Annotated in this window: 18 protein-coding genes and 2 pseudogenes; 17 read left to right on the forward strand and 3 right to left on the reverse strand. The window is 60.3% G+C overall.

Going from position 1 to position 19,581, the window contains the following annotated elements:
- The first annotated feature begins 1 nt into the window (after nucleotide 1).
- The 9 genes and pseudogenes from ACVWW1_RS15525 to ACVWW1_RS15565 all read left to right on the forward strand — a co-directional run bounded on the left by ACVWW1_RS15525 (nucleotide 2) and on the right by ACVWW1_RS15565 (nucleotide 9,545).
- A pseudogene (locus tag ACVWW1_RS15525) lies at nucleotides 2-1,880 on the forward strand (TRAP transporter large permease).
- Between the two features lie 33 nt (nucleotides 1,881-1,913).
- Nucleotides 1,914-3,467 carry an AMP-binding protein gene (locus tag ACVWW1_RS15530; RefSeq protein WP_456656413.1) on the forward strand — a complete coding sequence of 518 codons (1,554 nt, stop codon included), beginning with the start codon at nucleotides 1,914-1,916 and terminating at the stop codon, nucleotides 3,465-3,467.
- A 45-nt stretch (nucleotides 3,468-3,512) separates the two neighbouring features.
- Entirely contained in the window at nucleotides 3,513-4,142 is a 630-nt protein-coding gene (locus ACVWW1_RS15535; RefSeq protein WP_456656414.1) for an AEC family transporter, read from the forward strand.
- 52 nt (nucleotides 4,143-4,194) lie between these two features.
- Nucleotides 4,195-4,452 carry an AEC family transporter gene (locus ACVWW1_RS15540; RefSeq protein WP_456656684.1) on the forward strand — a complete coding sequence of 86 codons (258 nt, stop codon included), beginning with the start codon at nucleotides 4,195-4,197 and terminating at the stop codon, nucleotides 4,450-4,452.
- Nucleotides 4,453-4,482: 30 nt separating this feature from the next.
- The gene (locus ACVWW1_RS15545) at nucleotides 4,483-6,195 is read left to right on the forward strand and encodes a thiamine pyrophosphate-binding protein (RefSeq protein WP_456656415.1); all 1,713 of its coding nucleotides are present in this window, start codon (nucleotides 4,483-4,485) and stop codon (nucleotides 6,193-6,195) included.
- Between the two features lie 33 nt (nucleotides 6,196-6,228).
- Nucleotides 6,229-6,993 carry an SDR family NAD(P)-dependent oxidoreductase gene (locus ACVWW1_RS15550; protein ID WP_456656416.1) on the forward strand — a complete coding sequence of 255 codons (765 nt, stop codon included), beginning with the start codon at nucleotides 6,229-6,231 and terminating at the stop codon, nucleotides 6,991-6,993.
- Between the two features lie 13 nt (nucleotides 6,994-7,006).
- Nucleotides 7,007-7,738: an alpha/beta fold hydrolase gene (locus ACVWW1_RS15555; RefSeq protein ID WP_456656417.1), complete on the forward strand. Its 732-nt coding sequence runs from the start codon at nucleotides 7,007-7,009 to the stop codon at nucleotides 7,736-7,738.
- Nucleotides 7,620-8,465: an alpha/beta fold hydrolase gene (locus ACVWW1_RS15560; RefSeq protein WP_456656418.1), complete on the forward strand. Its 846-nt coding sequence runs from the start codon at nucleotides 7,620-7,622 to the stop codon at nucleotides 8,463-8,465. Before ACVWW1_RS15555 ends, ACVWW1_RS15560 begins: the two co-directional genes overlap by 119 nt.
- Nucleotides 8,462-9,545, forward strand: a pseudogene (locus tag ACVWW1_RS15565) (alpha/beta fold hydrolase). The gene ACVWW1_RS15560 and the pseudogene ACVWW1_RS15565 overlap by 4 nt, the downstream one beginning before the upstream one ends.
- Before the next feature lie 953 nt (nucleotides 9,546-10,498).
- Here ACVWW1_RS15565 and ACVWW1_RS15570 read toward each other — a convergent pair.
- On the reverse strand, nucleotides 10,499-10,681 hold the full coding sequence (locus ACVWW1_RS15570) for a hypothetical protein (protein ID WP_456656419.1): 183 nt from the start codon (nucleotides 10,679-10,681) through the stop codon (nucleotides 10,499-10,501).
- A 158-nt stretch (nucleotides 10,682-10,839) separates the two neighbouring features.
- Entirely contained in the window at nucleotides 10,840-11,052 is a 213-nt protein-coding gene (locus ACVWW1_RS15575; RefSeq protein WP_456656420.1) for a hypothetical protein, read from the reverse strand.
- Nucleotides 11,053-11,401: 349 nt separating this feature from the next.
- On the opposite strand from ACVWW1_RS15575, the gene ACVWW1_RS15580 reads away from it, so the two are divergent.
- From ACVWW1_RS15580 to ACVWW1_RS15615, 8 genes are all read left to right on the forward strand, one after another.
- Nucleotides 11,402-12,295, forward strand: a complete 894-nt coding sequence (locus ACVWW1_RS15580; protein ID WP_456656421.1) for a 3'-5' exonuclease — start codon at nucleotides 11,402-11,404, stop codon at nucleotides 12,293-12,295.
- An 846-nt stretch (nucleotides 12,296-13,141) separates the two neighbouring features.
- Entirely contained in the window at nucleotides 13,142-13,684 is a 543-nt protein-coding gene (locus ACVWW1_RS15585; RefSeq protein ID WP_456656422.1) for a recombinase family protein, read from the forward strand.
- Nucleotides 13,647-13,862, forward strand: coding sequence for a recombinase family protein (locus ACVWW1_RS15590; protein ID WP_456656423.1), 216 nt, complete (start codon nucleotides 13,647-13,649; stop codon nucleotides 13,860-13,862). The genes ACVWW1_RS15585 and ACVWW1_RS15590 overlap by 38 nt, the downstream gene beginning before the upstream one ends.
- Nucleotides 13,834-14,169 (forward strand): recombinase family protein, encoded by a 336-nt coding sequence (locus ACVWW1_RS15595; RefSeq protein WP_456656685.1) that lies wholly within the window; start codon nucleotides 13,834-13,836, stop codon nucleotides 14,167-14,169. Before ACVWW1_RS15590 ends, ACVWW1_RS15595 begins: the two co-directional genes overlap by 29 nt.
- Complete coding sequence (locus tag ACVWW1_RS15600) at nucleotides 14,166-14,777, forward strand: hypothetical protein (protein WP_456656424.1); 612 nt, start codon at nucleotides 14,166-14,168, stop codon at nucleotides 14,775-14,777. The genes ACVWW1_RS15595 and ACVWW1_RS15600 overlap by 4 nt, the downstream gene beginning before the upstream one ends.
- Before the next feature lie 544 nt (nucleotides 14,778-15,321).
- Nucleotides 15,322-16,056, forward strand: coding sequence for a transglycosylase SLT domain-containing protein (locus ACVWW1_RS15605; protein WP_456656425.1), 735 nt, complete (start codon nucleotides 15,322-15,324; stop codon nucleotides 16,054-16,056).
- An 879-nt stretch (nucleotides 16,057-16,935) separates the two neighbouring features.
- Nucleotides 16,936-17,778 carry a DUF1194 domain-containing protein gene (locus ACVWW1_RS15610; RefSeq protein WP_456656426.1) on the forward strand — a complete coding sequence of 281 codons (843 nt, stop codon included), beginning with the start codon at nucleotides 16,936-16,938 and terminating at the stop codon, nucleotides 17,776-17,778.
- Nucleotides 17,779-18,049: 271 nt separating this feature from the next.
- Nucleotides 18,050-18,604 (forward strand): thioredoxin family protein, encoded by a 555-nt coding sequence (locus ACVWW1_RS15615; RefSeq protein WP_456656427.1) that lies wholly within the window; start codon nucleotides 18,050-18,052, stop codon nucleotides 18,602-18,604.
- Between the two features lie 250 nt (nucleotides 18,605-18,854).
- Here the strand turns inward: ACVWW1_RS15615 and ACVWW1_RS15620 are convergent, their stop codons facing one another.
- A complete protein-coding gene (locus ACVWW1_RS15620; RefSeq protein WP_143046844.1) occupies nucleotides 18,855-19,073 on the reverse strand; it encodes a hypothetical protein in 219 nt (72 codons plus the stop codon).
- Nucleotides 19,074-19,581 lie beyond the last annotated feature (508 nt).

A 19,581-nucleotide genomic window follows, 5' to 3' on the forward strand; every position in this document is an offset into this window, starting at 1 on the left:
CATGCATTTGACAGAAGACATTGTCTCTTCGGCTGCTCGTCATCATGCGAACGCTACCGGCACGTTGCGGACGACCGAGCGCTTTCTGGCAACGGTCGTCGGAATCGTCGCGGCGACGCTCGTTGTTGCGGAAATCGTCGTTCCTGTTTGCGGGAGTTTCCTCCCGCTATCTGCTCCACAAGCCGCTGATCTGGACCGACGAGCTCGCCGGCATCCTGTTTCTCTGGCTGGCCATGCTCGGTGCCGTGCTCGCATTCCAGCGTGCCGAGCACATGAGAATGACGGCCGTCATCGGCATGCTGAGGCCGAAGGCACGGGCCTTCCTCGACGTCCTCGCGATTGCGGCCCCCCTCTCCTTTCTGCTGTTGGTCATTCATCCAGCCTACGAATTTGCGTCCGACGAGCTCTTCGTGACGACGGCCGCCCTCGACATCTCCAATCTGTGGCGTGCGGCCGCGCTTCCCGTCGGTCTCGGCCTCATGATCCTGTTCGCCCTTCTGCGGCTCGTTTCAGTCGGAGACTGGAAGCTGACCGGTAGCGCCGTCGCTCTCATCTTGGCCGTCGGCGGGCTCTTCTATTTGCTCAGCCCGATCCTGATTCCGCTCGGCAACATCAACCTGCTCATCTTCTTCGTCGGCCTCGTCGCCGTGATGGTTTTCGCAGCCGTTCCGATCGCCTTCGCGTTCGGCCTTGCGACCTTTGCATACATCACGTTGACGACGTCTACACCTGCGACCGTGGTCGTGGGACGAATGGATGAAGGCATGAGCCATCTCATCCTGCTGTCAGTGCCGCTCTTCGTCTTCCTTGGTCTGCTGATCGAAATGACCGGAATGGCGCGTGCGATGGTCGGATTTCTGGCGAGCCTGCTAGGCCATGTCCGCGGCGGCCTGCAGTATGTACTGGTTGCAGCCATGTACCTCGTCTCGGGCATTTCCGGCGCAAAGGCAGCCGACATGGCAGCCGTCGCCCCGGTGCTGTTCCCGGAGATGATCAAGCGCGGCGCCAAGCCCGGCGATTTGGTGGCCCTGCTATCGGCAACCGGTGCACAGACGGAAACCATTCCGCCGAGCCTCGTGCTTATCACCATCGGATCGGTGACCGGAGTATCGATCGCCGCACTGTTTACTGGCGGCCTGCTGCCTGGCCTCGTCCTGGCGGTGATGCTGTGCGCCGTTGTCTGGCGTCGCTATCGCAACGACGACCTCTCTCATGTCAAGAAAGCCGCCGCGAGGGAGATCGGAAGGGCGCTGCTGGTCGCATTGCCTGCCATCGCATTACCTTTCGTTATCCGTGCAGCGGTTGTCGGCGGAGTTGCCACCGCGACCGAGGTCTCCACAATCGGCATTGTCTATTCGGCACTCGCCGGGCTACTGGTCTATCGCAAGTTCGACTGGAGCCGGCTCTATCCGATGCTGGTCGAGACTGCGGCGCTGTCGGGTGCGATCCTGCTCATCATCGGTGCGGCAACCGGAATGGCCTGGGCGCTGACCCAGTCCGGTTTTTCCTCATCGCTTGCGACGATGATGACCGGCCTTCCGGGCGGTGCACCAACGTTCCTTGCCGTGACCGTCCTCGCCTTCATTGTCCTTGGCAGCGTGCTGGAAGGTATCCCCGCCATCGTGCTTTTCGGGCCGCTGCTATTCCCGATCGCCAAACAGGTCGGCGTGCACGAGGTTCACTACGCGATGGTGGTCATTCTCGCGATGGGTATCGGCCTGTTCGCTCCGCCTTTCGGCGTCGGCTACTACGCCGCCTGCGCAATCAGCCGGATCCATCCCGATGAGGGCATCAAGCCGATGCTCGGCTACATCGTGGCACTCCTGATCGGCACCATCCTGATAGCGGCTGTGCCATGGTTTTCAATTGGACTTCTGTGAACACGCATTGACCCACGCCCTGCGGAGCAGAACATGAAAGACCTTCTGAACTTCGGACAAATGCTTTCGGTCCACGCACGTATCACGCCCAATCGTGTCGGCGCCCGTGACCTCGAACGCTCCATGACGTTTTCGCAATGGAATGAGCGCTCATGCCGGCTCGCCAACGCGCTGCTCGGGTTGGGTCTCGCCAAGGGCGATCGGGTCGCGATCCTCGCCTATAATTGCGTGGAATGGTGCGAAATCTTCGCGGCCACCGCAAAGGCAGGCCTCGTTGCCCTGCCGATCAATTTTCGCCTGATCGGCAAGGAAGTGCAGTTCATCATCGATAATGCAGAGGCCTCGGCCGTCATCGTCCAGGACGAACTCGTCGGCGTTGTCGAGGAGATCCGCAAGGATCTGCCGATCAAGCAAGACCGTTTCATTCATTTCGGCAGCCGTCCGTGCCCGGCCGGCTACCGTCCATACGAGGACTTCCTTGCCGCCGGAAGCGGCAGTGAACCTTCGCAGATCGTTGCGCTCTCGGATCCGTGGACGCTGATGTATACGTCCGGCACTACCGGCAATCCGAAGGGCGTCGTACGCAGCCACCGCAGCGCGGTGCTGCTGTCGATGGTCACCGAAATCGAGCTCGGGCTGCACCGCAATGACGGCGCACTACTGGTGATGCCGATGTGTCATGCCAATTCGCTGAATTTCTTCGGTGCGTTCGGCTATTGCGGCGGCGTCAACTCGATCTACTCACGCAAGAGCTTCGATCCCGAGCACGCGGTCAGGACATTGGCCGAGGGTGGCTCGACCTTCACCTCGCTGGTGCCGACGCACTACATCATGATGCTGGGCCTGCCTCAGGCGGTCCGCAACAAGTACAACTACGATGCCGTGACCAAGCTGATGATTTCATCTGCGCCCGCGCGCCCCGAGACCAAGCGCGAAATCATGGAGATGTTCCCCAATTCGGGCCTGTTCGAGCTCTATGGGGCCACCGAAACCGGCTGGGTCACCATGCTGCATCCGCACGAGCAATTCACCAAGCTCGGATCTGTCGGCCGCGAATGCGTCGGCGCCGCACCGATCAAGATCCTCGACGAAGCCGGCAACGAGGTGCCGGATGGACAGGCGGGCGAGCTCTACTCCTGTAACGCCCACACGTTCGACAGCTACTGGCGCTTGCCGGAGAAGACCAGGGAGGCGTTCCGCGGCAACTATTGCTCCGTCGGCGACATGGCGCGCCGCGACGACGATGGCTACATCCACCTCTCCGATCGCAAGAGCAACATGATCATCTCCGGCGGCGAGAACATCTATCCGTCCGAGGTCGAGGCGCTGGTTGGTGCCCACCCCCTTGTCAAGGACGTCGCGGTGATCGGTCTACCGGATACGAAATGGGGCGAGCGCGTTCACGCGGTCATCGTATTGCATGACGGCGCGAACTTGAAGGAAGCCGACCTGATGGAATGGTCGAAGGAACGGCTGGCCGGTTACAAGCGCCCGCGATCCTATGCCTTCATCGCGGAAAGCGAGATGCCTCGCAACGCCACGGGCAAGGTTCTCCATCGCGAGCTGAAGAAGAAGTTCAGCAGCTGAACATGACCGTCGGGATGAGCTATCGCGCATCGGGATCCGCGTTACATGCACGCCGTCTTGAATTCCGCACTTCCGATCTTCGCGTTGATCCTGACCGGATTCACCTGCGGCTATTTCGGTGTGTTCGATCGTGTCGCGACCGACAACCTCAACCGCTTCGCAGTCTACCTTGCGCTTCCCTCGCTCATGTTTGTGGCGATGTCGAAGATTACAATGGACCAGGTAAGCCAGCTCGGCTTTATCGGAGCCTTTTGCGGCGGATTCGCCGTGAGCTTTGCGGTCGCCTTTGTCATCAGCCGCTGCCGCGGTCGCCGCGTGGCCGGCGCCAGCATCGAGGGTCTGGACGCCGGCTACAGCAATGTCGGCTTCATGGGCATTCCGATGTGCTTGCTGGTGTTCGGTCCGGAAAGCGCGCCAGCATCGATCATCGCAACGCTCTTCACGGCATGTGTCCTGTTTCTTTTTGCGGTGATCGTCGTCGAAGTCGACCTGCGGAAGGGCGACCGCTTCTGGTTGACCGGCGCACGCGTGATCGTCTCCGTGCTGCGCAGTCCACTCCTAATCGCCCCGGTCGCCGGTCTCGCCGTTGGCTTGAGCGGATTCAAATTGCCGGCTCCTGTGGAGAGCTATACGAGCTTGCTGGGCGGCGCCGCTTCGCCCGCAGCACTGGTTTAGCATTGGTCTCTTCCTGGCGCAAGAGCGCGTTGTCACCGACGATGCGAAGTCGATCGCCATCCTGGTCGCGCTAAAGCTGGTCCTGCAGCCTGCGGTCACGGCGCTCCTCGCATTCTACGTCTTTTCGATGCCGCCACTGTGGTCGCATTCAGCCGTCATACTGAGTGCGCTGCCCATCGGATCCGGTCCGTTCACAATCGCAAAGCTCTACGGCATCGAGGCCGGCGTAACATCGGGTTCGATTCTAGCGTCGCACATCTTCGCCGTCCTGACCGTTTCACTGCTGGTCGGCTGGCTAGCTCAGATTTGACGAAATGATCACACAAGAGGGAGTTGTCAGATGAAAGTCCTGCCCGATAGTGCTGCCGACCTGATTGCACGTCTCCTGAAGCGTCGCGGCGTCACGCGCGTGTTTGCGCTGTGTGGCGGTCACATCATGCCGATCTGGATGCGCCTCGACGCAGAAGGCATCCGCATCATCGACGTCCGCGACGAGCGCGCGGCCGTGCATATGGCGCAGGCGCATGCGGAGCTCACCGGCGAACTCGGTGTAGCGCTCGTCACCGCGGGCCCCGGCATGACCAATGCCGTCACCGGTATTGCCAATGCGCACGTCTCGCGAGCGCCTGTGCTGGTGCTGTCAGGCGGCAACCCCCGGCCTCAGGAGAACCGCGGCGGGCTTCAGGACATGGATCATACGCAATTGGTGCGATCCATCACCCGCTACGCTCGGACCGTGCGCGAACCGTCGCTGGTGCTCCAGGAACTTGACGAGGCAATCTCGCGCGCCTTCGGGGAAGGCGGTGAGCCCGGCCCGTCCTACATTGATTTTCCAACCGATACGTTACGCGGCATCGTGCCGAAGGCGCTGCAATTGGAAGAGCACCTCGCGGCGAAGCCACGTTCGGTCACACGGCCGGATCCGGATCAGGTCGCGAAAGCGGTCGACCTCCTCTGGTCGGCCCGCCGCGTCCTGGTGATCTCCGGTCGGGGTGCCCGCGGTGCGGCACCTGAGTTGATTTCGCTGCTCGATCGCCTTGGCGCGGTGTATCTCGACACCGGCGAGAGCCGCGGCCTGGTGCCGGACAGCCATCCGTCCGTCGTCGGCGCGATGCGCGGCGCAGTGATGAGCGATGCCGACGTTGTCCTGACGATCGGCCGTCGTCTCGACTTCCAGCTCGCTTATGGATCGCCCGCCGTGTTCCAGGCCGCGAAGTTCGTCCGCATCGGCGATACGCCGTCGGAAATGCGTGATAATCGTCGCGGAGCGGTTGAAATCCTGGCTTCTCCGGCCGAGACACTGCGTGCGATGGTGGAACATGCCGGCAACCAGGAGTCCAAGGTCGATCGTGTCTGGGCAGCCAAGTTGCGCGCCGGGCACGAGCAGCGCGCCAAGAAGCTGCAGGAAACCATGGCGACTGCGCCAAATGGGTCCGACGGCAAGCTTCACCCGAACAAGGTACTGTCGGTGCTCCAAAAGGCCATCGGCAACGACTCTATCGTCATCACCGACGGCGGCGATTTCCTCGCCTTCGCGCGCGTTGGGCTCAATGCACCGCTGATGCTCGATCCCGGTCCGTTCGGCTGTATCGGCATCGGTGTCCCCTACGGCATCGCCGCCAGCCTCGCCTTCCCCGACAGGCCGGTCGTGGTCGCGACCGGCGACGGCGCTTTCGGCTTCAATGCCATCGAGGTCGACACCGCCGTCCGTCACAAGGCCCCCGTTCTGATCGTCGTCGCCAACAACGGCGCCTGGCAGATCGAGGTTCATGACCAGACCGTCACGCACGGCAAGGTGGTCGGGACCAGATTGCAGGTTGCGGACTATGCCGGCATGGCACGGTCGTTCGGCATGCATGCCGAGCGCGTCGAGACCGAGGAACAGCTTGGACCTGCAATCGAGCGCGCGCTCGCCAATCGCCCTGCCCTTCTCGACATGGTCGTGACACCCGACGCCATCTCCTCGGACGGCAAGACGGGTCTTGCCTGGGTGCCAGATCTTCAACCGCTCGCGGCCTGGGACGAAGCCGAGCGCAAATGGAGAGCCTCTTGAAGTAGCTGCTGCCGCCGAAATCGAATTTGGGAGATGCCTGTGTTTGAAGTGCGCGATCAACACGTTCTGGTGACCGGCGGCTCGAGCGGGTTTGGCCGTCATTTTGCACGCTTTCTAGCCGGCAATGGCGCGAAGGTAACACTGGCCGCACGGCGCGTGGACGCCTTGGCATCGGTGGTTGCGGACATCGAAGCATCGGGCGGCACAGCACAAGGTGTCCCGCTCGACGTCAGACTGGCCGCCAAAGTCGGCGAAGCCATGGAGGAGGCCGAAGCGACCTTCGGTCCCATTCATGCCGTCGTCAACAATGCCGGCGTCACTGCGACCAAGCCTGCGCTGGAGCAGGATGAAGGCAACTGGGACAGTGTCATCGACACCAATCTCAAAGGTGTCTGGCTGGTTGCCCAGGCGGCCGCGCGACGGATGGTCGCCAACAAGGTGAACGGCTCGATTGTCAATATCGCATCGATTCTAGGGTTGCGCGTCGCCGGCGCCGTCGCGCCCTACGCGGTCTCCAAGGCGGGCGTGATCCAGATGACCAAGGCGCTCGCGCTCGAGTGGGCGCGCTACGGCATCCGGGTAAATGGGCTTGCGCCGGGCTATTTCGCCACCGAACTCAACGACGATTTTTTCGAGAGCGATTACGGCAAGGCGCTTATCAAACGCGTCCCGCAACGTCGCCTAGGCCAGCTCGACGAGCTCGACGGACCGCTGTTACTGCTGATTTCCGATGCGGGATCGTTCATGACCGGCAGTGTCGTCGCAGTCGATGGCGGTCACCTCGTGTCCGGCCTATAGACCAGGAAGCGAGATGACGATGCAAATCGCGGAGGCCAACGGTATCGACATTGCGTACCGGGTCCAGGGTAGCGGTCCGCCCTTGGTTCTTGTGATGGGCTATCGGCTGAGCTCCGCGGCATGGCCCGCAGCTTTTGTCGACATGCTGGCGCGCCAGTTCACGCTCGTCACGTTCGACAATCGCGGCACGGGACAAAGTGAGAAGCCGGTTCATGGCTACGCGCTGGCCAACATGGCCCGCGACATTCACGCCCTGCTCAACATTCTCAATCTCGGGCGTGTCCATCTCCTCGGCTATTCCATGGGCGGCGCGATCGCCCAGGAGTTCGTGCGCCAGTTTCCCGAACGCGTGAGGTGCCTAATCCTTTGCGCGACCATGTGTGGAGGCGTGCACGCCACTTACGCGAATGCTCCCGTCGTTCGCGTCATGCGCGACCTCGACGGCCTGTCTCCGGAGCAGGTCGCCCGACAAATCTGGAAGGTCACTTACGCGCCTGCGTATCTGACGGGCAATCGGGACGCCGCTACGGAGCAGATGCGCCGCGAAATCGCGCTGCCCACGCCCTTGCATGCGGCCGATCTGCAGTTCCAGGCCTTCGCCGAATTTGACGGGTCGAGAGCGCTCGGTGATATCCGTTGTCCTACTCTTCGTGCTGACCGGCGACCTGGACCAACTGATTCCACCCCAGAACTCGCTCATGATGGCAAAGCGAATTCCCAAGGCGAGGCTGATCGTCCTTCCTGAAGGCGGGCACCGCGTGCTCTGGGAACGCACGGAAGAATGCATCCATCACATCGTAGCGTTCCTCGCTTCCATCGACGATGAAGAAGCGATCACACCGGCAGACAATCGTCAGTTCGCCGAGCAGCCGGCATCGAACCTGCTTACCTCCGCGGTTAACATCCTCACGACGTGGCCACTGCTGCTCACATCGGCCTCATATGATTCGCTGACCTACGCCCGACGGTCGATCATGGCAGGAAGCGCGTCCCGCTTCGGTGACGGCAAACCGGTGATCCTAGTGGCGCCGCGGCTTGGCAACGACCTTATGCTTCTGCCGCTATCTGCATGGCTTCGCGCCATCGGCTACCGCCCGGTCACCACAGACCTCTTCGTCACTCTGGACAGTACAGCACGCGAGCGAGCTCTTTCGAACGCAATTCGCGATAACGCAGAGCGGGTTGGGCGAAAGGCAGTTCTGATCACGCATTCCGTCGGAATGGCGCGTGCCCTGCGGACAGCTCAGTCGCACGGCAAATGGATCTCCGATGTGATCGTTCTAGATGCGCCGTATCGTCCACTGACGGATGCGCCGCGCACGCATTTCATCTCCACGGGCTGGTTCCTGTTACAGAGCGTGCTCGAATTGCCGGGAATTTTGCGCGGTATTGGCATCGAATTGATAGGGCGACCCGACGCCGAACCGACACCGGACGATGTCAGCTCGACGATAGAGGGATACTCTAAATGAGTGCAGCGGTTAGCCTTGACCTTACCTTGGCTCCGGAGCGCATTCAGTCCGAGGTCCAACGGGCGATCCAGCGCAGCATCAAGGGCGTGGCATACTTCTCGACGTCGGGGCCCTCACTTGGTTTGACACCAAAGGACCTGTTGCATTCGCGGGGCACCATGTCGCTCTATCACTACCCGGCCTCTCGCGGAGGAGGTCTATCGCGTGCCGGTGCTGATCGTGATGGCCACGACCAATCGCGGCTACATTCTCGACCTGATACCGGGCCAGAGCCTTGTCGAGTTCCTTCTCAAACGTGGCTATGACGTCTACATGCTCGACTGGAACCCGCCTCGGCCGGAAGAGAAATTCTTACGAATGGAAGACTACGTCCTCGACTTCATTCCGGACTGCATCCGCCGGGTACAGCAGGATTTCGGCGAGCGGGATGTTTCCGTCGTCGGCTATTGCTTTGGCGGTGTACTCTCGCTGTTATACGGCTCGATCTTCAACGATGGGCCGATGAAGAATCTGATCTGCTTCACCACACCGATCGATTTTCAGGGGATGAAGCTGTTCTCGAATTTTGCTGATCGCCGTTATTTTGACGTTGACCGCCTGGTGGACAGCGTCGGTAACATGCCGCCCGAACTGATCTTGCAATCGTTCGACATGCTGCGGCCGGCGTCAAAAGTCGTCAGCCAGATGCAACTCTGGGACAACATTTGGAACGACGAGTACGTTAGGTCGTACCGGATGTTTGACCGCTGGGCGACGGACATACTGCCTTTGGCCGGTGAATATTTCCGATCGATCACCAAAGACCTGATGTGGGATAATAAACTCTTCAACGACACCATGTCGGTGGGCGGCCGGACGGCAAAGCTGGAGAACATCAAGGTTCCGATCCTGCACGCAGTCGCAGAGCACGATCACATCGTGCCATATGACGCGGCAAAGCACCTGATCACCAAGATCGGATCGCAGGACAAGGAAGAGGTGATGCTGAAGGGCGGTCACGTCTCACTCGTTGCCGGCGCGAATGCGATCAAGCGACTCTGGCCGAAACTAGACTCATGGTTGGGAAGGAGATCAACATAAGTGTAACCTGTCCTGGAGCACAATCTCGCTCCAGGTCGACTACCAGCTCGTTGTCCTATATTGCTGCGGTATTGACGATCGCGTCACACTTCACGCTGGTTGTGCGTTTCACTTGCCCCACGAACGTCTCCGGCCGCGGTTGCTGGCAGCTCGTGAAAGATGCCACAGCTCAGCGCCTCGTGCACCATCGCCTGCCGGCATTGGCGACGAGCTGCGCCAACGCGTCGGTCTGCGCATGCGCGGTGTCAGGCCAGGACCGTGCACCGCTTTTCAGCCGTCTTAGCTACTGATTTCTTCGATCACTTCTTGTGCATCATCGCGTCAGCTAAACCACGAGCGCTGCGAAACTGGCGATGCGAGATGCCGGACGCTTCCGGATCGCATGCATCTATTTTCAGACCGACGATGACCCGGACAATCCTGTTCCTTGCCATCGTCGGCACGATTCCTTTAAACCGCGTCCTTGGCGACCTTGAGAGGCGAAGCCTTGACCGACTTGCTGGCAAAGCTTTGCTGCAAATTCCATCGGTTCTTTGAAAGGATTTACGCCGCTGCGCGCTTCAGTCGCAGGTTTGTGCACGACTGACATCTTCACAAAACGGGGTATGACGAACTCACCGGACTCGTTCAGCTCCTTGTACCCAACGATGATCGACCTCACGTCGACCTTCGCAAGTTGCGTGCCTTCCGCTATCGCGTCGATCAGTTGATCCTTTGGTCATCTTCGCCATTTCGGGATTCCTTCGAATTCGGTGCGCGCGAGTTACAATGTAACTCTGCCTGGAACGCGGAGAAACCGCCCAAAGCGCTTCTGATTCTTGCCAGCGGTCATGAAGCACCGGCTTAGAACCCATCGAGGTCGAAAACGCAAGCGGCGGTGCGCTGCGAGTTCCGCTCCAAATACCTCAAAATCGCCGATGTCAGATCGGCTCGCCTTCCGACGGATTGGCTGGTCACGCGAACTCCTCGACTCTTTTTGCCTCGGCGTCATACAACCGGATCTGCAACATCGGAAACCGTCGTTTCAAGTCCCTGGCGCCAGCTTCGGCTCCCTCTCTCGTCATAAACTCCGTCTTTACCTGACCATCAACAATCAATGCATAGCCGTTGTCCGGCATCCCGTTCGACCGCTTCATCGGTAAGTCCCCAGTCAAGATCAATCAATCCGGGCTACGGTGAGTCTCGGTGGCAGAGCAAGGGTCCGAGTTCTGCGCGAGACGAAGCACGGCACGTACCCGCGCCTTCGCGTCTGGCTTCCTGCACTTGTCGGAGAAAAATACCTAAAGGTCACTTGCTAGCCACCACTGCCCCGGCTCTTGATCCACACGGCTGCCGCTCCGATCAGAGCCGTCAGTACCCCGCTCCACCAGATCGAGCGCGGCCGCGCCGCGCTGATCGAACTGAGGTACAGAAATGCTCCGAGCATGACACCGTAGTGCTTGCGAAACTCACCGCTTCTGCGAGCGATTTCAACGAGGTCCGAGGACCTGACCTGCTGATCTGCCATTGCGGCTACCTCACCTGCATCGAGACATGATGATACGAGTGAGTTGGGTGTCTCGTCGAGTCTTATTTCGCCTTTTCCGAATTTTGTGATCGGAGTGTAACCGGTCGTCGCGAGGGATCGCAGTCGCCAGGCCGTGACGCGAAGCGGCGCGGTTCGCAAGAGCCCGCCCGCATTCGGCGGCGCGCAAGACTGCTCTCCATCACAAGGCCAGTTCCCCGCAAGGCCCACCCTCTGCCGGGTGCCCGCACACCGGAGACCTATCCACAGGCGCTGCGATGCCGGGCCCGATCCGATCGGATAAGCTTGCCGGCCACATATCACAACGCCTCTATCCCATCCGCACCTCGATATGACCGCTCAATCGACCCTCGCCGAGATCGCTGACATGCTGGAGCGGTCGCCCGACTACCGGGTGCTGCGCCGGCTGGTTCCACGGGCCGAATTCGCGCCGCCCGCCGGGCAGCCGGAGAAGACCGCGATCCTGCTCGACGTCGAGACCACAGGCCTCGATACGGCCAAAGACGAGATCATCGAGCTCGGGATGGTCAAGTTCAGCTATCTGGCCGACGGACGGATCGGCCGGGTCATCGAAACCTTCAGCTGTTTCAACCAGCCCTCGGTCGCAATTCCCGCCGAGATCACTGCGCTGACCGGCATCACCGACGACATGGTCGCGGGCCACAGCCTCGATGAGGAGCGCATCAACGCGTTCGCGTCCGATGCGGTCGTCGTCATCGCCCACAATGCCGGTTTTGATCGCAAGTTCATGGAACGTTACGCGCCCCTGTTCGTGCACAAGGCGTGGGCCTGCTCGGTCAGCGAGGTCGAATGGCGCCGACACGGCTTCGAGGGATCACGCCTGTCCTATCTGTTGATGAAGGCCGGCCTGTTTCATGAGGCGCACCGGGCGGTCGACGATTGCCAGGCACTGCTCGAGATCCTGGCGATGACCCTGCCCGAGCTCAATCGCACGGTGCTGTCGGTGTTGCTCGAGCGCGCCCGCCGCAGGACGATCAGGGTGTGGGCCGAGCAGTCGCCCTTCGAGCTCAAGGACGAGCTCAAGCGGCGCGGCTATCGCTGGAGCGATGGCACCGATGGCCGGCCACGGTCCTGGTACATCGACGTCGATGATGGCAATCAGGCCACCGAAATCGAGTATCTGCAGGAAATCATCTATCAACGGGACGCCAGTATCCGGACCCAGATCCTGACTGCGTTCAACCGCTTTTCGGCGAGAATCTGAACGCCCCAGCGCGTCAGCCGGGAAACTGCGGTTGGATCAGCGATGCGATCATCCGTCACCTGCCCTTGTGAAACTTGGTGGCCGGGCGATCGCTAGCTCACCAGGCCGGGGTCCACCGCGCTTCCCTAAGACTTTAGTCACATCAGCGTTGATCTCGCCCTCTGGTTGCGCTTAGTGTCGCCATTGCTGGGGAGAAATATAGAGAATGAGACTTTTGAGTATCGCTGCCGCCTGCGCAGTGCTGGCTGGCTGCGCGGCATCCAAGCAAGAGGTCGTGACAAGACTTGGTGACCAATACATAGGGAAGAACATAGACACCTTGGTCGTACAGTTCGGACCACCGACCAGTACGTTTAAGATGAACAGCGGACAATCGTCTTACGTCTGGCAGCTCTCCGCTGTAACTGACATTGAAACCGACCGAGGATGGGGCACGGCGAGCACGCGCTATTGCAAGGTTAGCGTCATCACCTCGCCTACTGGGGTTGTCCAACAACTCAATACCGAAGACTCGAACGCCGGATATGGACTTGGTGGAGTTGTGGGCATGTATGGCAGCATCTGCGGCCAACGTTTGGGAATGAGACCGCAGGGATAAGCCTGCTCGTCCCGGCTTTTCCAAGGAACCATATGGGCATTGTCGGCATTACCGACTTGCGGCGGTTGCACGGTTGCATCGATATCACAGGTCTTCGACGGTGCCGAGGCCACGATCATCTTCTCCGAAGGTCAGAGAACGTGCAACGGTGCCACGCGGGCGAAGGCCTGCAGATACCACCGCCGTCCAAGCGCATCAGCAATCGCCCCCGACGCTTCGTGCAGCACAATACGTGCGGATGTCGTCCGATGTCGTCCGACCCTCAAAAATACTCGATCGATATTCAGGTAGCCGCCATCGCTGTCTACGCAGCACGCCGAGGTATGGAAATCGTCCGCACCTATTCTGATCCAAGGCGCAGCGGTCTTACCATTGCCCGCCGTAAAGGTTTGCAGGAACTCATTGATGACGTCGACAGTGGACGATCGGATTTTGATTGCGTCCTCGTCTTCGACATTAGCCGTTGGGGGCGGTTTCAAGACACTGACGAAAGCGCCTTCTACGAGTTCATCTGCAGACGGGCGGGAATATCGGTTCACTATTGCTCTGAAGAATTTGAGAACGATGGCAGCCTGTCATCAGTGATACTCAAGAACTTGAAGCGCGCGGGAGCTGCTGGCTTCAGCCGGGACCTGTCGCGAAATACATTTATGGGCCAATCGAATATCGTCGACCGAGGATACTGGCGGGGCGGAGCGGCACCCTACGGACTGCGTCGGATGCTCGTCGACGCAAACCGCAAGCGTAAAGGGAGTGCTGGAGCGCGGCCAGCAGAAGAACTTGAAATCTGAACGGGTCGTTCTCGTCCGAGGGCCCAGCTCGGAAGTCAAGACCGTCCGCCGCATCTTCTCGTCGTTCGCGATACACAGGAAAAATAGGACGCAAATTGCGGAGGAACTCAACGCTGAAGGCCTATTAAGTCCCGGCGGAAAACGACGCGCTGACTGTCAGCAACCTCCCCGCGAATGAGATTTATTTGGGTCATATCGTTTTCAATCGCAGCTCAATGAAGCTTGCCGGGCGACGTGTCGACAACCCGCCTGAAATGATCCGCCACGACAACGCTTTCGAAGGTATCGTCGATCCGCGTCTTTTCGCTCGGGCACGAAAGCGGCTCGCTGAAGTCGCAAACAACAAGAAGGAAACTGACCAGCAGTTGCTCGATAGTTGGCGGCTCTCCTGCGACGAAAGGGTCGATTGTCAGTGCACATCATCCAGGCGGCAAAGGGCGTGCGTCACCCCGCTGTATACACAAACAGATTTGGGTCGCTCATGAGAGCCTATGAACTAGTTGGCTACAGGCCCGGCAATCGGTACCGCTTTATGGAGATCGCCGTCGAAATTGATCGCACGATCTGCTCGGTGGTCGATGATATCATCATCAATCTCAGGGGGCTTGGCGTGAACGCCTCCTTTTTGCACGAACTGTACCTTGTTACGATTTCCGGAGGATTGACCGTATCGGTAGCGGTGGCACGCGCCGTTTCGGACGGTGATACCAGATCTCACCGATGGGAGGTACGGAAGCTCAAGTACCAAAAGGCTGAACTTACGCTCTTGATTCGGATGGACAGTGGCAATAGCCGCATTCGCGACTATTTCCTTCTCCCAACCGCTGCGCTTCCGTTGACGAAGGACAGAAAGAAGCTACGCGTGTCGGACCGTCTCTTTAGTCGAATGCGACTCGACAGCCTTGAGGCCGTTATGGCCGCTCTTTATGGCAGGCTGCGTGCGTCGCGAGAAGAATGCAGCAGGATTCGCGCTCTCCCTCTGGCGAAGCAAATTGAAAACGCGACCTCCCCAACCTCGTTCCGCAAGCTCGGTCAGATACCGGCACAAACAACAAACCGCTCCGCAAGAAAGTCGGGTGGCGCACGACGCTGATCGAGCGCAAAATGGGGGTTCCAAGACTAGCCTTGGCAAAATTTTCTTAACTTCATGTGTAACTTCTACTCAACAACCAAGCCGCCATCCTGAATCTATCCCGAGTCGCAAACCGCCACGTTGGCAACTTTGCGCCTTTGCCGGGAGTTTTTCCCGACTGCCCGGCCCCGGTCCTCCGCAGCGCCGGTGACGGTCCTGATGCGGTGGGGTATGCCGCCTCCGCTGCGCACGGCGGGTCGCCGGTGACCAACATTCGCGACCTGTATCGCCGCACTGGCCCGACTAGCCGTCAGGACATTGGCAATCTTTCTATTTCAGTGTGGGTTCGCGATTCAAACATGCCCGCGGCAAGGAGCCCACCCACGCAAATCCGAGACAGCTTCTCGCTGCGTTCAACCGTTCTCCTTTTGCGTGAAGCTGCTGACAGGCTGATAATTCCGTGTCCTCATTGCCCGCCACCAGCCCAGTCGCTCGCAAGAGGCGCGCTCGGCAAGGCAGGACCCCAGCCATTTGGCTGACCTGCAGCCAGTGCGCCGCACGCAAGATGTGGCGGAAGGTCGAAGCGATGCCGGCCTCGATGCGTGTTGCGGTCGTCAGTGCGGCGCTTGTCGCGCTTCTTCCGCTGGCCAATGTCTCCTATCAGATCATCCGCAAGCCGACCGAGCTGCTCTTTTTCGTCGGCACGGCGCTGGACAAGGAGCCGGCAGACACGTGGCGGCGGTACGAAGCACACTTCCGTTCCTCCTCCACCGACACCATCGCGCCCGAGCTCCTGGCTGCGCTGGCCCAGACCGAGAGCTCCGGCAATCCGGTGGCACGCACGTATTGGCGCTGGCGACTGACCTGGAATCCGCTCGCGATATACAAGCCCGCCTCGAGCGCTGTCGGCCTGTATCAAATGACAGACCCGGCGTTCGCGGAGGCCAACAGTTATTGCATTCGCCAGCACATGGTCGTCACCGCGGACTGCAGGTTCAATGACCTCTATGTTCGCACGCTACCAAGCCACGCTACGGAGCTCGCAGCGATATACCTGGACCGCAACGTCGCCAAGGTGCTCGCCGCCGCACCGAAGAACACTGTCAGTTCCCGGCAGAAGCAGGATCTCGCCGCGCTGATCCATCTCTGCGGCGCCGGCCCCGGACGGGCCTTCGTGCGTCGCGGTTTCCGGCCTGCCGCGGGCGAACAATGCGGCGACCACCTCGTCGCGGCATACATTGCGAAGGTCAACGAGATGAAACGTCAATTTCAGAAGCTTGCAGCAAACGACAAAAGTTGAGCCAGAGCTGGCATGCCGCAGGAGCACTTCGCCGCAAAGCTCCGCACCCGCAATTGCAAGCCTCACACTGATCACGGCCGCTTGAACTGGCTCAAGCCAATGGAAGCATCTCAGCGGCAGTCGGGAATGCCGAAGCCCACCGGGAGCGTTCCATGCAAGCAACTCGGCCATCTTCGACGATCGTCCGCTTGAGGACCCCCTCGGGGCTGACACTCCACAGTGGTCCGGGAACGCGGTCAAAATTCCACAGGGCCTGGAAACCAATCGGAGCCAGAACGCGTCACGAAGCTCCTGGGCTGCATGGCTTCATTGAGCGACGGAGAGCAGTTTCTCCCGATGCACTACAAAAAAGACCGAAGCAATTCGCAGGCAGCGAGCCCCTCAACGATCGCTTGGTGCTGGTCCTCGGATGCCCGAGATCCATGCCAAGCCCCATGCCGCGCCAGAACGGACGGGTCAAGGCCGCGAAGCGCCCGTAGGGCTTGGCCTTGAAGCGGCCGGCCTGGTGTGGCTGCATAAGAGAATTGTTATCAGTCCCGGGATGGCTGAACGGTCGAACGCTGGAGCAACGCGGAGGCCAGAGAAAACGTACCCGCTCGCGTGTCAGTGATAGCGGGGCCGCAGGCAGACGCGCGAACGAGTGCAGCCCCGAGACCGGTTAATAACGGCACCCGGCGCGCGCATTAGTGATAGCGATGCCGCAGGCAAATGCGTGACCGAGTGCCTCCGGCGAGGGGTTCATCGTGCACTGGCGTGAGGGATTGTGATCCGAAGGGCGCAGAATCTCCAGCGAAGCGGGCTCCGGGCAATTGCATGTTTTCCGCTTTTCGGAGCGCGTTTCGGGTGTCACCATGCTCGTGAAAGGACGGGAGGGCCGCCATGCGCTGGTGTGTCTCGGTCGAGGCGGTGCTTGTTGCGGGGGCGATGGTCGGAGCTCACGTTGCTGGCATTGCCGCGCCGACCCCGAACTCTCGATTCGCCGACACCAACCACGGTGTGCAGCCCGTCAATGTCGAGCTCGTTATCGCCGTCGACGTCTCCTATTCGATGGATATGGACGAACTTGCCATTCAGCGCGAGGGCTATGCACAGGCCATCGTGTCGAAAGACTTCCTTCAGGCGCTGAGGGCCGTTCCGGGCAGCAAGGTGGCCGTGACCTATTTCGAGTGGTCGATGTCGGGCGACGAGAAGATCATCATTCCCTGGCGCGTGATCGACGGCCCGGAATCGGCGGATGCCGTGGCCGCCGAGATCATGAAAGCGCCGGTTCGTCGCGGTTCGAGTACCTCGATTTCCGGCGCGATTGATTTTGCGGTGCAGCTGTTCGAAGAGAACCCCTATCGCGGGTTGCGGCGCGTCATCGATATTTCCGGCGATGGGCCGAACAACGACGGAGCCCCCGTAACCGGCGCCCGCGACGCTGCCCTGGAGAAAGGCATCATTATCAACGGCCTCCCGATCATGGTGAAGGAGCCATCCCTCTCGACGACCGATATCGAGAATCTCGATCTCTATTACGAGGACTGCGTGATCGGAGGGCCAGGCGCCTTCGTCATGACGATCAAGGATCGCGAAAAATTCCAGGAAGCGATCCGGACCAAGCTTGTTCGCGAAGTTGCGGGCCTCACGCACGAGACCGGGATCGTGCCAGCCGCGGAGAAAGAGCCCCGGGTGCCCTGTCTGATCGGCGAAAAAAAATCGCAGGAGCGCGGCCGGCGGTGAGTGTCGAGGCAATCATTCAGAGGCGCCGGACGAACAAACTTTAGACAGCACCGTATTATGGTCGCCGCCCCACGCGCCGGGGCATTGGAGGTGCTAACGTCCGTTCGTGGCCCACACCGACGAATTCCCGCGCTTGTCCAAATGGCGGCTGTTAAGGGTCGACCGGGAAGGGTCGACGTACGGTCAAAACGACGCGACTGGCGAAAAGGTTTTGGAAACTGTGCCCCAGCAGGCCGTCATCAGCGTATATTGGGGCACGAGGAGGTGCGATATGGCGACACCAGCTACCCAACTCGTTCTTGATACGCCGGCGGTGGAGTTCCGGCTTCCGGCCACCGACGGCAAGACTTACGCACTGGACGACGTTGCGGGCAAAAAAGGCACGGTCGTCGTCTTCATCTGCAACCATTGTCCCTATGTTAAGGCGGTGATCGACCGCATGGTTTCGGACGCCCGCGTGCTGATGTCGGAGAGCGTAGGCTTTGCGGCGATTTGCTCGAACGATGCGGCGAGCTATCCCGAAGACTCATTTGAGAATATGAAGCGTTTCGCGAAGGCTTATGATTTCCTGTTTCCATATCTCCACGACGAGACCCAGACAGTCGCTCGGGCGTATGGGGCGGTCTGTACGCCGGACTTCTTCGGCTACAATGCCGACCGCAAGCTCAAGTATCGCGGCCGGCTCGACGAAGGGCGCACAACTCCGCCTCGCGCGGGGGCGCCCCGGGAGCTTGTCGAGGCCATGCGCGCGATTGCGACCACCGGTCTGGCGCCGGCTGACCAAAAGTCGTCCATTGGCTGCTCGATCAAATGGAAGGACGAATGAAGCCGATCCCTGTCAACAGGTTTCGCATTTGAGACCGCCCTGTGCGGCAGCATTTGCTGCACAGGTGCGATTTGACTGGCGGCATCACGAGGGCCCTGCGGCTGCTGCCGGGGTCGCATTCGCCGCCCCTTTCTCCTTCAATTCTGCTTCCGGGGCAGCACGGACATCAACCGGTGAGATAACCGGCTAAGTCGGTCGAAAATGCCCCAACTGAGACATCGGCGCGGGGCGTCTATCCCGCGTTTTGTGTCTAGGACCATGGCGGCTCTTCGCTAGTCCCGGCGGCCTCGTGGTGGATCGTGACCCCCGCCGAACGCAAGCCGCTCAGCAATACAGTCCTTATAGAGGCAGGATCGAACCCAATATCCTTGGCGTTTGGTGGGTGTGCCTCGCTGCCCTTCAATCGGAGCGCCAGGTGCAATTGCTCGCAAAGGTGCTGAACGGTAAGATTGACCTGATCGTCAGTCATGATCTGCTTTTCCTGCTACCATTAGCTAACCAACTAAGTAGCACACGAAAATCGGGCGGTACGCGATTGGACCGCCCCCGAGGATCAACCCCGCGCGATTGCCCATGCACTTCCGCGCACGCTAGGGGACGAAAACCGGGAGCGGGAGCCCCCGTCTCAATCACTGGTGATGCCCAGCGGACGGTGCCGCACGCACGGGGACCTTCGCCCCGCGCTCCGCAGGGGAATAAGGTCTTCCGGGCTCGACACGGCCGACGGGGCGGCGCGGCATGTCAGCGCCAGGCCCCGTCTGGAACCCGCCCGGAAACTGTCCGCTATCGAGCCAGGCTGTGTGAAAACTCAAAAACTCGAAGCGCGACGAGAATGATATTCTCGGGTTCGATTTTCAAAATTGAATGGGCTTGCGGCTCGGGCGGCTGAAGCGGCATTGAACGAATAACTTGTTCTATCGCGATCGAGCGTCACCGCGTTTTCACACACCCTGGAGCTAAACCGGAAGTGGCTCGCC

It is taken from the genome of Bradyrhizobium sp. JR3.5, assembly GCF_054057015.1.